Source organism: Leptospira alexanderi serovar Manhao 3 str. L 60 (genome assembly GCF_000243815.2).
Lineage (GTDB): Bacteria > Spirochaetota > Leptospiria > Leptospirales > Leptospiraceae > Leptospira > Leptospira alexanderi.
In genome coordinates this window covers 77,501-90,227 of the sequence record NZ_AHMT02000034.1, presented here as the reverse complement: position 1 = coordinate 90,227, position 12,727 = coordinate 77,501, and the positions used below count along the sequence as shown (strand labels likewise).

The window sequence follows — 12,727 nt, the reverse complement described above, 5'->3', positions numbered from 1 at the left end:
CTGGAAATCACAGGCCTCACGGAGCAAGATCTTCGAGATTCAGACATCCTAAGTGAAAAATAGACGCGTGTAATTAGAGTGGCAGGTATTGCCCGTATTCTTTGTAGACGAAGTTCTTTCGTTTAATTTGCTCATTACAAAAATAAATGCAAATAACGGACGGATTTTTTCAAAGATTGTAAGAGGAGTTCCCGCAATCTTTGTTTGAAAGTCTTTATGAAAAGGGAATTCAACTCATTACAAAACTTAAAAAGAATATGAAAAATAAATTAATGTCCTTAGTTGATAAAATTCTTTTAAGAAAAAGAGCTATCATTGAATCCGTAAATGATGAACTCAAAAATATCTGTCAGATTCAACATACTAGACATCGAAGCTTTTTCAATTGGGCTGTTAATCTATTAAGTGGGTTAGTCGCATTTTCTTTTTTTCAAAAAAAACCTTCTTTGAATTTGAGATCCAAAGACAATTTACAACTTTTACTCTCTCCTTAGGCCGAACTCACGTTAAATAGTAAATATCCCATCTTTACTACTCGGACGCTTGAAAATGGTACCAAAAATTAACGGGCGATTTTTGCTGAGATAGAAGCCTCACAAAATTGCACAAATCCAAGATTGTTGGCTTTTTTTGAAAAAGATCTAACATTCTAACTTTTGAAACAAACTTATCACAGTATTCTTTTTATGCGCCCGAGTAGTAAGTGTAAAAGAAAGACTCAAAACTTATTCCACATGAAATTACAAAAGACCCAAACTTCCTTTTGAAAAAACAAATCAATATTTCAAAAATCTCCTTTTGTCTATCTCACAACAAAATTGAATTCTCTTCTATTTTGTCGGAAAGTGAAATCCAAGGCGAGAACTTCCAAACCAAAACAGATAACAAAACGAAAAAAAAGCCCGCAAGCCAACGATTGTATTTTGTAGAAAAAATAAGATCCGAAGTTCCCGGACTGGAAATACTTCCGGATTTGTATCTCATTTTCGATTCGCTCGCGATCGTTTCAATACCGCTAACATGAAGCACCGGAATTCTCAATCCAAGATACGTTTTTAAAATCGAATCCGGCAGATCCATATATTCCCCTTCGGATAAAACGATTCCTTTTGGAATTTGTTTTTTTCCAAGACTGGTACCGGAAGAAACAGTTCCACCTCCGATATTGACATACAAAGAAATCGGTTTCTTTTTATATACGTTCATCCTTTTTTGAAGAGAATCCTCGAAGGAATCCGAAGACAAATACCTATAACCGTTTTTACGTATGGACATAAGAATCGAATCCCTTCCTCCTTTCCCGATTCCGATACCCAAATCAGAAACCCCTCCCATGGACATAAAAACAGTTTTTTGGAATATAATATTTTCTTTATATAAAAAATTCTCCAAATCCGGCCATAAAAATTCAGGATCATTAGCCCCGAATTGGGAAGACGCCACGCTTGCAATCGAAATCACCCGTAAGCCCATAACATCCGCTGCGACCCAAAAGGCGACGTTCAATGCCGGAAAGGAACCCGAAATACCCGCGGCGATCGTGTCCCCTCTTTTTAAACCAACTTTTTGAAACTGATCTATAAACCAAGCCGCAAAGTCTGGGTGGATCGACGCTTGTTTGGCGGAGAGTTTTCCCGCCGAGCTCGTAACCGATGAAATATACGGCCCGATCAAACCAGATTGATAGGGGTCTAATTTGGGATCGATCGGAACATTCTTAGAAAGCCTGAACTTTTTGATTTTCTGAAAAGCATTGTAGGTCTTTTCACTTGCCTCGTATTTATTCCCGACATCAGTAACAGGTTTTATGAGCGGAAAAAACTCAAGAACCGATAAAAATCCGAAACTCACAAAACTCAGGAAAAGAAACGAAATCGAAGAAGTATTTTTAAAGTATTTCCTCATAAAATCAAAGCTTCCCCTAACACAAAGATCAAAAACAATCGAACCAAAACGGAACAAACGAGAAGCGCCGAAAAGGTTTTGGAAATTCCTTGTTTTTCCGCAGAAAGAGCGACAAGTCCAGGCACAATATGTCCGATCGTCTTATATTCAAAATCGCTCATAGATCCGAAAAATATTTCGGCGAGACGATCAATAATCAAAGAAATTAGAATTGAAAGAATTAAAATAAAGACGGTCTTTCTTTGACCGAAACTCAAAAACCAAAATTCAGAAACCCGATAGATCAGAAGTGTAAGAATAGAACTCGATACAAGAGCCGCAATAAACAAAGGCTTCAGCAAAAATAGAGCCGCGTAACCCGGAACGACCCAACCTCCAGGTTGAATTCCCGTTTTTTCCCAAAGAAAAAAACCGAATAGGATCCCGACTCCGATCGACAATGTCAGGAATTCCATTTTTTCTTCTCGCTTACTACAACAGAAGCCGCTAAATCCTGTAGCCAAATCCTTCCCGGACCTTGATAATTACCCGCCCCAATCCAAAGATTAGATTTCGAAAAAACCACACCCGAATCGAGAATAAAACTTTCCCTACAAAAGATCAGTTCCGCGTCTCCCGCATATATGGACCGAAAAAGTTTTTTCCAAGGACCAAAGAAATAGATCTTTGAGAGCGCAGAAACGTCCGTCAAAAATTTCGCAAACTCGACGGTTCGAATCGGCCTTTCACGTTTGGAATTGAAAACTACAATTAACTCTTTTTCTTCTCTCATCTTTTCTTGATTGAATCTTAGAATCTTACCCCAAGAAACGATGTCGTTGGCCGCAAATGCGAACACGAATCTCTGAACTTTTCCATTGTTTTCGCTTTCCAAAATCGTAAGCGCTCCCGGATCCGGAATTGCGTTTGCGATTCCGCGCACTATGGACTTAGACGTGACGCCTAACGTTTCGCAAACTTTTATCGCAATTTCCGCATTTTCATAATGTTCCGGATAAGGTATGGATCGAAATGCGGTTTCAATTTGATTCTGCGAAAGCTTCGGCTCTGCGGCAATCACTTCCGTTTTCTTTCGAAGTGCAACTTCTTGAAAGATCGGATGAATATAATCTCCCAGGCCTTGCTCGGAAATTCTTTTCGAATTCGTATTCAAAAGCGATTTTCCGTAAACAAGAACCCCACGTTCAGGGATCGTTTTTGCAAAACCTTTCCAAGTTTTTTCTTCGGTATCCAACCATTCGCCGTGATCGGGACGAACATTCGTAATTACTACATGCGTAGCACCAATCAGTAGTTCTTCGGAATCTTTCTGATATTGAGGTCGGACCGCCATACATTCCAAAACCACCGCTTGAACATTTTTTTTTGCAAGAAAACGAAAAATGGATTTTTGTTCTTCGATAGAGATCTTATTTCGAAAAATTCGTTTTTCGCTCCGATCCGGAAATAAAAGTCTGGGCATAGAACCCGTAGTTTTACCGAAAACATTCCAACCCTCCTCCACTAAAATCGAATGGATCAAACGGGTAACGGAAGATTTTCCTCTGGTTCCATTGATGTGAACCCGGATCGGAACTTTTTTTTGCGCTTGAACGTGATTCTTTTTCTCAAGAAAAAGAATCACACAAAAAATCAAAAATAGAAAACTTAAAATCGAAATTGAAAGGAGCATTTCAAAGATCTGGAAAATCCAAAGCTATCAAAATGGCCGTAATATCATCTTGTATTCTCTGTGATCCTAAATGTTCGATCAGACTTTGTAAAATGGCCGGAATTGTTTCTTCCATAGGTTCCCAAAATTTTTTCGCGAGAATATTTTGAACAGCGAGCTCCCCAAACTGTTGTTTGTCGGAATTAAACTCCTCATAAATTCCGTCCGTTAGTAAAAATAAACGATCTCCGTATTGATAACTAAATTTAAAAACACCGTACCGATTGTTCGAATCGAGACCGAGTAAAGATCCCGTTCGATCCAACCCCAACACAAGATCTTTGGAAAGAAAAAATTGAGTAGGATGACCTCCGGAAGCATACGAGATTTTTTTGGAAATCGTATCTATGTCCGCAAGAAAACAAGAGAAGAACATTCCTATATTTCCGAAATTCTTACAATATTCGCGGTTGAATTCCGTGAGAATAGTTCCCGGATCCGTATCCTTTTTTTTGATGGATTCCAAAATTCCTTTGAGAGTCATCGTCAGAAGAGCGGCTTGGATTCCGTGTCCCGTCGCATCCGCAAGAAAAACCCGGAGAACCCCTGGACGAATTTGGAATAGATCGTAAAGATCTCCGCCCACTTCCATCATCGGAAGATACATGGAATGGATTTGAATCCCCGCAATGGAAGGAATATCCGGAAGAATTTCCGTCTGAAGTTTTTTCGCAAGATTCAATTCCTCTTTCATTCCTTTGTAATAACCTGCGAGTAGCCTGGATCTCTGCCGAACCTTCTCTTCGAGTTTTTCCAAGAGTTCTTCTTTTTCACGATCCATTTGTCTCAGACTCTCATTAGCTCGCTTTAGCTCCATTAGAATTCTATGTTTTTCTGATATATTCCGAATGATGACGTGATATTGACAATCCTCCTCGGGTCCGGTGACCGAAACAGAAATCTCCGAAATCAAAATCGTTTTATCCTTTCGAATCATACGAATCGGCCCGAAAGGTTTTTGTCTTTTTTTATCCGGAAGTCCAGCAATGTTTTTTAGAATTCTATAAAATCGCTTTCGAACCCGAAGTGAAAACAAGTGTTCGATGGAATTTCCGATTAGCTCGGAAGAAAGATATCCGAATGCTCTTTCTGTGGCCGGATTAGCCAAGATCACTCTGAAATTGTCATCTAAGGAAATGATCGCGTCGATCGCGGAATCAAACAATATGGAATAACGGGAATCGTGGCCTTTCTGTTCTGATTGTTGGGAGCCGTCCATGGCGGATTGAAGGAGAATCTAGTAGATTATCTCCCATAAAGTCAAGGATCTTTCTTTCAAAGCGATTCGGGAAGATCCAAATAAAAGCGTGTGACTCCGTTTCCACTTTCGAAAGAAATATCTCCTTTCATTTCGCGAACTAAGTTATAGGAAACCGTAAGTCCGAGACCCGTGCCTTTTCCAATGTCTTTTGTCGTATAAAAAGGATCGAAAAGTTTATGTTTGTTTTCTTCCGGAATACCAATCCCGGTATCCTCTATGATAGTGCGGACGAAATTTAGATCCCCTTTCTTTAATTTCTCCCAACGAACGGTAATAACTCTTTTTTGACTCGGATCGGAATTACTTTCAATCGCATCTTTCGCATTTGTAAGCAGATTGAAATACACCTTTCTAAGTTTTCCGGCGGAACAAGCCGCGAAGATAGGAGTCTCTAGATCGGGTACGACCGTTTCGATTTTCGATTTATCGATACAGGCTTTTATCACGCCAAACGCAGAATCGAAAACGGATTTAATATTTTGGATTTTTATTTCTTCCTTTTCGATTCGAGTGAAGGTAAGCATATCTTTGACGATTTCGGAAATTCGATTTCCTTCTCGTAGAATAATTCCTGCATATTTACGAAGAGGATTTCCATTTTCGATACCATTAAACATAATTTCCGCATAATTGATCACTCCCATCAACGGATTATTGATTTCATGTGCAACTCCCGCGGAAAGAGTTCCGATTGCGTCTAATTTTTCCTTTTGAACCCAAGAAGCGCTCGGTTTTTCCCAATCCGCCACAGAAGTTCTTTGAGAATCGAATTTTACAACAGCTCTATCAAAAATCTGAGTCTGAGGAGCTTCCAAATAGGCAAAGATTCGCAGTTCTTCACGATCGAAAGCAAAAGAAACCGAATATTCCTTTTGAACTCCGTCTTTTGTAAGAAAAAGAACAGAATAAGAAGGATTTTCATTCGACAAGTTCGTGCAAGGCCAAAGAGAAGGATCGGAAAAATGGAATGTAGTGTCTTTAAACTGACAAATTTGATTCCAGTTTTGAATTCTCTCTAGTTCTGTTTTTGAATAACCTAGAGTTCTACAAAAAGCAAAGTTTACTTTTTGGATTACAAGAGACGGCTCCAAGATACAGGCCGGCAACGGGAAGTGTTCGAAAAAATCATAAGGCATTTGGTTATAAAGCTATCGCAATCGGAAGGCTCCTCCTTTTTACGATAGATTAGAACCGGAAAGCTGACCAAATCTAATGTCAGAATCCGGTAAAATCTGTTACAAAAGAAAAAAACTCAGTACACTTTAAGCAGTTCCACTTCAAAAATGAGAGTGGAATTTGGAGGAATGGCCGCACCCGCACCTCTTGAACCATAACCTAGTTCGGGAGGGATGGTAAGTTTGCGAATCCCACCTTCTTTCATACCGCGAACCCCGCGATCCCAACCTTTGATGACTTCTCCAGCCCCCAAATTGAAAGTAAAAGGAGTTCTTCTATCTCTGGAACTGTCAAACTTCTTACCGCTAACCAACGTTCCAACATAGTGCACTGTAACGTTCGATCCGGAGAATGCTTCCTTACCAGTTCCGATACGAATATCTTTGATAACTAAATCTTCTGCAAATGTGGGAACTATAGCAACACAAAAAATTGCGAAGACGAATGTTAAACGTGTCAATTTCATTTTCCTCTTCCTCCGGTTCTTCTTACGCCAGCACCGGAAAATCCTCCGACCTTCGATTGATTCCCGTGGATCTTGCCGGAAACCCCTCCCCCTTTTATAGATTGTTTTCTCTCGAACTCTTTTCTTAGTTCCTCAGAATCGATTACCGCGATCTGTTTGCCCTGGATTTCTTTTTTATTCAATGCCACAATTGCTTTCGTTCCCGCGGAATCGTCCATCTCGACGGATCCATAAGACAAAGAACGTCCTGTAGTTTTATCTTTTTTAATATGCACTTCCTGAACGGTTCCGAATTCCGAAAAAATCTTTTTCAGTTCGTCTTCGGTCAGCTCCTGAGGTAGATTTCCTACTGATATCTTCATGATTTTTCCTTCTCGAGAATCAATTTGTAAAATCCGATTTTATTGAAAACCAAATTCCATAAAGATCGGAACAAAACGGTCGAGTTCCATCCCGACCTAATAAAAAAATTTCCAAGGAAACTGGAAATAAGAATTCTGGAATCTGTGGCCGACTTTTTTCAACTCAATCCGGGAGAAATTCTTACCTTAGCCGAAAAGGCAGGATACGAACCCTCCGGTCATTGTATGGCTCTGAACAGTTTGGAAAATCGAGTCTTCGACCTTAGGTTGGAAGACGGTTCCCATATCATTTCCAAATTCTATCGCCCGGGAAGATGGAGCAGAGAACAAATTTTAGAAGAACATCATTTTCTGCAAGATCTGAAAGAGGAAGAAATTCCGGTTTGCACTCCTTTCTTATTTGAAAATGAAAGTAGCCTCTCTTTGTTTCAAGAAGACATTTATTATTCTTTCTGGCCCCGAGTGGGAGGACGGTCTCCCGACGAACTGAATCCGGAAAATCTCAGAATCTTAGGAAGGCTTCTCGCTAGAATTCATAACATCGGTCAGGCGAAACATTTCGAACACAGGATCACGCTCGATTCCGAAACATATGGAACCGCTCCTTTAGAAACCCTACTTAAGGGAGAATGGATTCCTCCGAGTTGCAAAAAAGAATATCTCGAAGTCGCAAATCGGATTTTAGATCTCTTTCGGGAAAAAATAGAAACGGTTCCTCTGCACAGAATTCACGGAGACTGTCACAAGGGAAATCTACTCTTCGGAAAAGAAGGATGGTTCTTTGTCGACTTTGACGACTGCTTAAAAGGTCCAGCAGTTCAGGACTTTTGGATGTTACTTTCCAGAGGAAAAGAAGGACTTGAAGAAAGAGAATATATTCTTTCCGGCTATAGAGAATTTAGGGAATTCAACGACTCCTGGTTTGATCTTGTGGAAATTCTTCGCGCAATGCGGTTTGTTCATTACTCTGCCTGGATTTCCAGTAGGTTTACGACAGATCCTTCCTTTCCGGTTGCCTTTCCCCATTTTGTAGGAAACGAATACTGGGAAAAAGAAACTCTGGAATTAAAAGAACAATACAAACTGATTTACAATTCACTGGGAGGAAAAAATTTCTTTTCCGTTACAGAATCGACTTCCCAAGAAGAAGAACTCACCAACAAGGATTTTTTTTGGGATTTGGAAGATTAACCGGTTGATTTTGTAACACAAAAGTAATAATCACAGATGGGTTCGCGACAAAATTTCAGTTGTCCGGCTCCGCGGATTTAACAGACTCAACTCTCAACAAACGTTGTTATGTTGTAGACTGCAACATAATGTTAGTCCGCGACCAGAGTCGCAAGCGCCGGATTTACGTTTAACGAGAGTCAAAGCGAAAATTTTAGATACTAACAAAACAATAAACGGAAGCGTTTCATGGACTTTTTTTTAATTATCGTCGTTCTGATGGCAATCCTCGGAGTCGGCGATCTCCTAGTCGGAGTTTCGAACGATGCGGTAAATTTTACCAACTCCGCCGTTGGTTCTAAAGCCTCCTCCAAAAGAATCATTCTGGTAGTAGCCGGAATCGGGATCATTCTCGGAGCCCTTTCTTCCAGTGGTATGATGGAAGTTGCAAGAAAAGGAATCTTTCATCCGAGCGGATTTGCGCTTCAGGATTTAATGTTCCTATTTTTAGCGGTTATGCTCACGGATATTGTACTTCTGGATCTTTACAACACCCTAGGACTTCCGACTTCCACAACGGTATCCCTGGTGTTTGAACTTTTAGGAGCCGCTCTTGCAATTGCACTTTTAAAAACCGGAACCTTAAGCGGTGCGTTTCAAATCATCAACTCGGAAAGCGCACTCAAGATCATTTTCGGAATCGTAACGAGCGTGATCGTCGCTTTCTTTTCCGGAATCATTCTACAGTTCGTGTTTCGATTCATTTTTTCGTTCAACTTAAAGAATTCGATGAAATACTTTGGAGGGCTTTTCGGAGGGCTTTCTGTCACTACCATGATCTTTTTTACGCTTTTATCGGCGATGAAAGGTTCCGACCTCATTCCTTCGGAAATAAGCGATTATCTGAACAAGAATTTTACGAACATTCTTCTGTTCAGCTTTGTAGGATTTTCGGCCCTTTTTCAAATCCTAGTATTATTAGAATGGAATATTCTAAAATTCCTAGTTTTGATCGGAACGGGTTCTCTCGCTATGGCCTTTGCGAGCAACGACTTGGTGAATTTTATCGGTGTTCCTCTCGCAAGTTTTACCACCTGGACTTTAATTCAGGCCGGAGGAGATCCTACCGCTCTAGCAACCGGTCTTGCAGGAAGCGTTCAAACTCCGAATTTTATTCTACTGGGCGCGGCGTGTATCATGCTTTTCTCTCTTTGGTTTTCCAAAAAAGCAGAATCGGTCACACAAACCGAAGTTACACTGGGCTCTCAGGGAGAAACATTAGAAAGTTTTAATACGAATTTGGTTGCTCGGGTCTTCGTCCAAATAGCGCTCGGAATTTATACTCCGATTAAGGCGATCCTTCCCATAAGGGTTCGTAATTTTATCGGTAGACGTTTCGAACAGAAAAATTCTTTGGAGATCGTCAGAATGCACGAGACCGAAGCTTTCGACTTACTCAGAGCTTCTGTAAATATCCAAATCTCAAGCGCATTGATTCTGATCGGAACCCTTTATAAACTTCCGCTCTCGACAACCTTCGTGACCTTCATGGTGGCAATGGGAACCTCTCTCACAGACGGAGCCTGGAATAAGGAAAATTCAGTCAACAGAGTAAGCGGAGTTCTTACCGTAGTCGGTGGTTGGTTCTTTACGGCTATCATCGCATCGGCGACTGCAGGAGCAATCGGATCGATTCTATATATCTTCGGATTCTCTTCGGTGATCGTCCTTGTTTTAATCGCGGCACTTTTGATATTCCTGTTTGCAAGGATCCACAAAAAGCGTCAGGAAACATACGACGAAAATCTGGAAAAGCTCATCACTCTCAAAAAACATCCGGAAAGAGCTCTTTCCAGGACGATCTCTTCCATGCTTGCGAGTTTAAACGTCGCAAGAAAGGCTTTGAACAATGTCTGCGCGGGTTATGTAAACGGTAAAAAGAAGAATTTCAGACAGACTCAAAAACTTTTGAAAGACTTGAAAAAGATGAGGGAAAATTCCCTCTCCAGCTTTTTATCGATCGCAAACAAACATCTGGAAGAAGAAGATCTTTCTTCCATTCATCCGATCACGGAATCGATCAATTATCTGGATCGAATTACGGAAAGTATTTGGAATATTCTTAGAACCTCGTCGAACGGAATCAGTTCCTTTCACGAGGTTTCCAAAGACGAAAAGGAAGAAGTGAAGGAACTCAGAAAGTCCGCCACAAATTTGATGGAGCTCATTGCGGATTCCGATAAATTCCCGGACCTTTTGGAAAAAGCAAGGTCGGAAAAGAAAACCAGAAACTTAGAAAAAATCAAACAGAACATCTATAAAAGTCAGATGAAACGAATCAAAAAAGGAGATAGTAAACTGAAATCCAGCGTTTCCTACTTTGTGATCATCGACGAACTTGTAGATATTAATGACAATCTTCTTTCTCTCGCGGAAGAGTTAAGCGTTGCGATTCCCTGGACTGAAAAGAAAAAGATAGAATTGCAAAGTAAGTCCTTACTTGCACTCAAAGCAGAAGAGAAAAAAAAGAAGAAGTGATCAATGAAACCAGCAAAAGCGATTCTGTTGTTTGCAAGAACGGTTTCTTTTTAAGATAAAAATCGCGTCGTCCGAAACGATGCGATTTTTACAAACACAAATCCTGACTTTTCCGTCTTGATCTATCTCAAAGACCACGGCGGTTAGTTCTTATTACAACACTTCAAACCCGGATCGACCGTTAATTTTTTAGTTATAAAGAATAACGATAATTGCATATACGGATCTTGAAATCGATTATTTGAAACCTTATCGAAATCGCATGTTCATCCTAACAATCGCAGGAAATCTTTAAGTTGGATAGATCCTCTTTCCGATTGAGAAGAACACAGAATGGTTTTTCATATACGTTTGATGGGATTTGTATCGTTTCGTAAAAAGTGAGAATCTTATCCTTAAATTCAAATACGCAAACGATATCGGATAACTATACAAAAGGAATTCTCGATTCAACATCATCCTACTATGGCGCATAAAAAGTATAATTATTGTATCCAAAAATTATACAAGAAATTATTATGTAAATTAACATAATATTACAATATTGAATAATAACAAATGGCCAAAAAGTTAGAAAAAGCAGATACGTCAATTAGCGTGTTAATTGAAAAATTTAACGCCGGAGAGCTTGGTATTCCGGAAATACAGAGAGATTATGTTTGGAACAAATCCCAGGTTAAAGATTTGGTTGAATCACTCTACAAAGAATATCCGACAGGATTAATTTACTTATGGAAAACGAAAACACTTCCAAAATTAAAAGAAAACTCTATTAAGACCCCCGACTTATTGATTTTAGACGGACAACAACGACTTACATCTCTTCAAAAACTCCTAAAAGGAGAAATACCAGTATATTTCAATGTTGAAGATGAGTCTTTTGCTATATATAGTAGCAAACTTAAAAATGTTCCGTCCTGGGTGGCGGTGAAATCCGTTTTAGAAAATCCAATTACTATATGGAATGATATAATAGAAAAATTAAAAATAGATAAAACCTCACGTCTTCAAGAAGATTATATGAATAGAATTCAAAATCTATCTCAAATCAAAGACTATTCTTTTCCGGTATTAACTTTACACACGGACGACTTTGAAGAAGTTACGGAATCTTTTATAAGATTAAACTCCAAAGGGACAAGACTAAAATTCGCGGAGTTAGCTATGGCCCGATTAGCTTTTAATTGGCCTGGAGCATTGAACGACGAATTCAAAATTGCTCTGACCGAATACGAAAAGATCAGTTTTGATTTCAGTCCAAGTTTTTTAATGAGATGTTTTGTGGTAATCGGAACAGATCAAAGCAGCTTTAAGACTTTAGATACACTTTGGAATGAAAGAAAAAACAATCTACCTTCAATTTGGGAAAAAACAAAAAAATCAATCAATACAACGATAAATTTTTTGAAAAACAACGTTGGAATCGGATCTTCTGATTTTATACCCTCGACAAACGCATTAGTCCCTATTGTTTACTACGTGAATAAATTCAATTCAAAACTGGATGATGGTTCTATCAATGGAATTCTCTTTTGGTATTTAGCGGCCACCGGCCTCGGCAGATTTACGGGAGGCGCCGAAGCCCAAATTGACAATGACATTAAAGCAATCAATTCCGAAGCGCCAATTCAAAACCTGGTAAAGAATTTAAGAAGAAGCGTTGCTAGCTTTGAATTTACTCCCGAGATGATAGCGGGGGAATATCGTACTAATAAGTTCATGCCGTTATTATTCTCGTTATGCAGAAAGAAAGAAGCGAAAGATTGGTTCAATGGAATAAATTTAAGCACCGGCAATCACGGTAGCGAAAATCAAATTGAATTACATCATATATTTCCAAAAGCCATATTAAAAGAAGCTGAAATCGAAACTGAGTTAGTTGACGACTTGGCCAATATCGCATTCTTATCTTCTAAAGCAAATAAGGAAATATCAAAAACTCTACCAAGTAAGTATTTAAAGAAAATCGAAACCGATCGACTTAAAAAACAATTCATCCCAATCTATGAGGAACTATGGGAAATCGCGAGATTTAAAGATTTTTTACAAGAGCGTCGGAAGTTAATTATTAAAGAATTGAATATCTATTTTGCAGAAATAGGTAAATCATTTATAGAGAATTAAAAAACATAAATGAT

Annotated in this window: 10 protein-coding genes and 1 pseudogene; 4 read left to right on the top strand and 7 right to left on the bottom strand. The window is 39.2% G+C overall.

Annotated features, from left to right (window positions below; all coding sequences use genetic code 11):
* Positions 1-200 precede the first annotated feature (200 nt).
* Positions 201-494 (top strand): annotated as a pseudogene (locus LEP1GSC062_RS11665) (transposase); the annotation flags it as partial.
* 313 nt (positions 495-807) lie between these two features.
* On the opposite strand, the gene pgsW reads toward LEP1GSC062_RS11665, so the two are convergent.
* The 7 genes from pgsW to LEP1GSC062_RS11630 all read right to left on the bottom strand — a co-directional run bounded on the left by pgsW (position 808) and on the right by LEP1GSC062_RS11630 (position 6,881).
* Positions 808-1,905 carry a poly-gamma-glutamate system protein gene (gene pgsW, locus LEP1GSC062_RS11660; protein WP_020984297.1) on the bottom strand — a complete coding sequence of 366 codons (1,098 nt, stop codon included), beginning with the start codon at positions 1,903-1,905 and terminating at the stop codon, positions 808-810.
* Complete coding sequence (pgsC, locus tag LEP1GSC062_RS11655) at positions 1,902-2,360, bottom strand: poly-gamma-glutamate biosynthesis protein PgsC (protein ID WP_039941893.1); 459 nt, start codon at positions 2,358-2,360, stop codon at positions 1,902-1,904. Before pgsC ends, pgsW begins: the two co-directional genes overlap by 4 nt.
* Positions 2,348-3,577: a poly-gamma-glutamate synthase PgsB gene (pgsB, locus tag LEP1GSC062_RS11650; RefSeq protein WP_020984341.1), complete on the bottom strand. Its 1,230-nt coding sequence runs from the start codon at positions 3,575-3,577 to the stop codon at positions 2,348-2,350. Before pgsB ends, pgsC begins: the two co-directional genes overlap by 13 nt.
* 1 nt (position 3,578) lies before the next feature.
* Positions 3,579-4,835 carry a SpoIIE family protein phosphatase gene (locus LEP1GSC062_RS11645; protein WP_010577919.1) on the bottom strand — a complete coding sequence of 419 codons (1,257 nt, stop codon included), beginning with the start codon at positions 4,833-4,835 and terminating at the stop codon, positions 3,579-3,581.
* A gap of 56 nt (positions 4,836-4,891) precedes the next feature.
* The gene (locus LEP1GSC062_RS11640) at positions 4,892-6,013 is read right to left on the bottom strand and encodes a sensor histidine kinase (protein ID WP_010577918.1); all 1,122 of its coding nucleotides are present in this window, start codon (positions 6,011-6,013) and stop codon (positions 4,892-4,894) included.
* Between the two features lie 116 nt (positions 6,014-6,129).
* Positions 6,130-6,519: an FKBP-type peptidyl-prolyl cis-trans isomerase gene (locus tag LEP1GSC062_RS11635; RefSeq protein ID WP_010577917.1), complete on the bottom strand. Its 390-nt coding sequence runs from the start codon at positions 6,517-6,519 to the stop codon at positions 6,130-6,132.
* Positions 6,516-6,881, bottom strand: coding sequence for an RNA recognition motif domain-containing protein (locus LEP1GSC062_RS11630; RefSeq protein WP_010577916.1), 366 nt, complete (start codon positions 6,879-6,881; stop codon positions 6,516-6,518). The genes LEP1GSC062_RS11635 and LEP1GSC062_RS11630 overlap by 4 nt, the downstream gene beginning before the upstream one ends.
* Positions 6,882-7,025: 144 nt before the next feature.
* Between LEP1GSC062_RS11630 and LEP1GSC062_RS11625 the strand changes: the two genes are divergently transcribed.
* From LEP1GSC062_RS11625 to LEP1GSC062_RS24780, 3 genes are all read left to right on the top strand, one after another.
* Positions 7,026-8,072, top strand: coding sequence for a serine/threonine protein kinase (locus LEP1GSC062_RS11625; protein WP_010577915.1), 1,047 nt, complete (start codon positions 7,026-7,028; stop codon positions 8,070-8,072).
* Positions 8,073-8,300: 228 nt separating this feature from the next.
* Positions 8,301-10,589: an inorganic phosphate transporter gene (locus LEP1GSC062_RS11620; protein WP_010577914.1), complete on the top strand. Its 2,289-nt coding sequence runs from the start codon at positions 8,301-8,303 to the stop codon at positions 10,587-10,589.
* Positions 10,590-11,147: 558 nt separating this feature from the next.
* The gene (locus tag LEP1GSC062_RS24780) at positions 11,148-12,713 is read left to right on the top strand and encodes a DUF262 domain-containing protein (protein ID WP_010577913.1); all 1,566 of its coding nucleotides are present in this window, start codon (positions 11,148-11,150) and stop codon (positions 12,711-12,713) included.
* The last annotated feature ends 14 nt before the right edge of the window (positions 12,714-12,727 follow it).

Excerpts from the sequence above, each read along its gene's own strand:
- LEP1GSC062_RS11645 (WP_010577919.1), bottom strand. The coding sequence starts at position 4,835 with ATGGACGGCTCCCAACAATCAGAACAGAAAGGCCACGATTCCCGTTAT.
- LEP1GSC062_RS11630 (WP_010577916.1), bottom strand. The coding sequence starts at position 6,881 with ATGAAGATATCAGTAGGAAATCTACCTCAGGAGCTGACCGAAGACGAA.
- LEP1GSC062_RS11635 (WP_010577917.1), bottom strand. The coding sequence starts at position 6,519 with ATGAAATTGACACGTTTAACATTCGTCTTCGCAATTTTTTGTGTTGCT.
- pgsW (WP_020984297.1), bottom strand. The coding sequence starts at position 1,905 with ATGAGGAAATACTTTAAAAATACTTCTTCGATTTCGTTTCTTTTCCTG.
- pgsB (WP_020984341.1), bottom strand. The coding sequence starts at position 3,577 with ATGCTCCTTTCAATTTCGATTTTAAGTTTTCTATTTTTGATTTTTTGT.
- LEP1GSC062_RS24780 (WP_010577913.1), top strand. The coding sequence starts at position 11,148 with ATGGCCAAAAAGTTAGAAAAAGCAGATACGTCAATTAGCGTGTTAATT.
- pgsC (WP_039941893.1), bottom strand. The coding sequence starts at position 2,360 with ATGGAATTCCTGACATTGTCGATCGGAGTCGGGATCCTATTCGGTTTT.
- LEP1GSC062_RS11640 (WP_010577918.1), bottom strand. The coding sequence starts at position 6,013 with ATGCCTTATGATTTTTTCGAACACTTCCCGTTGCCGGCCTGTATCTTG.
- LEP1GSC062_RS11620 (WP_010577914.1), top strand. The coding sequence starts at position 8,301 with ATGGACTTTTTTTTAATTATCGTCGTTCTGATGGCAATCCTCGGAGTC.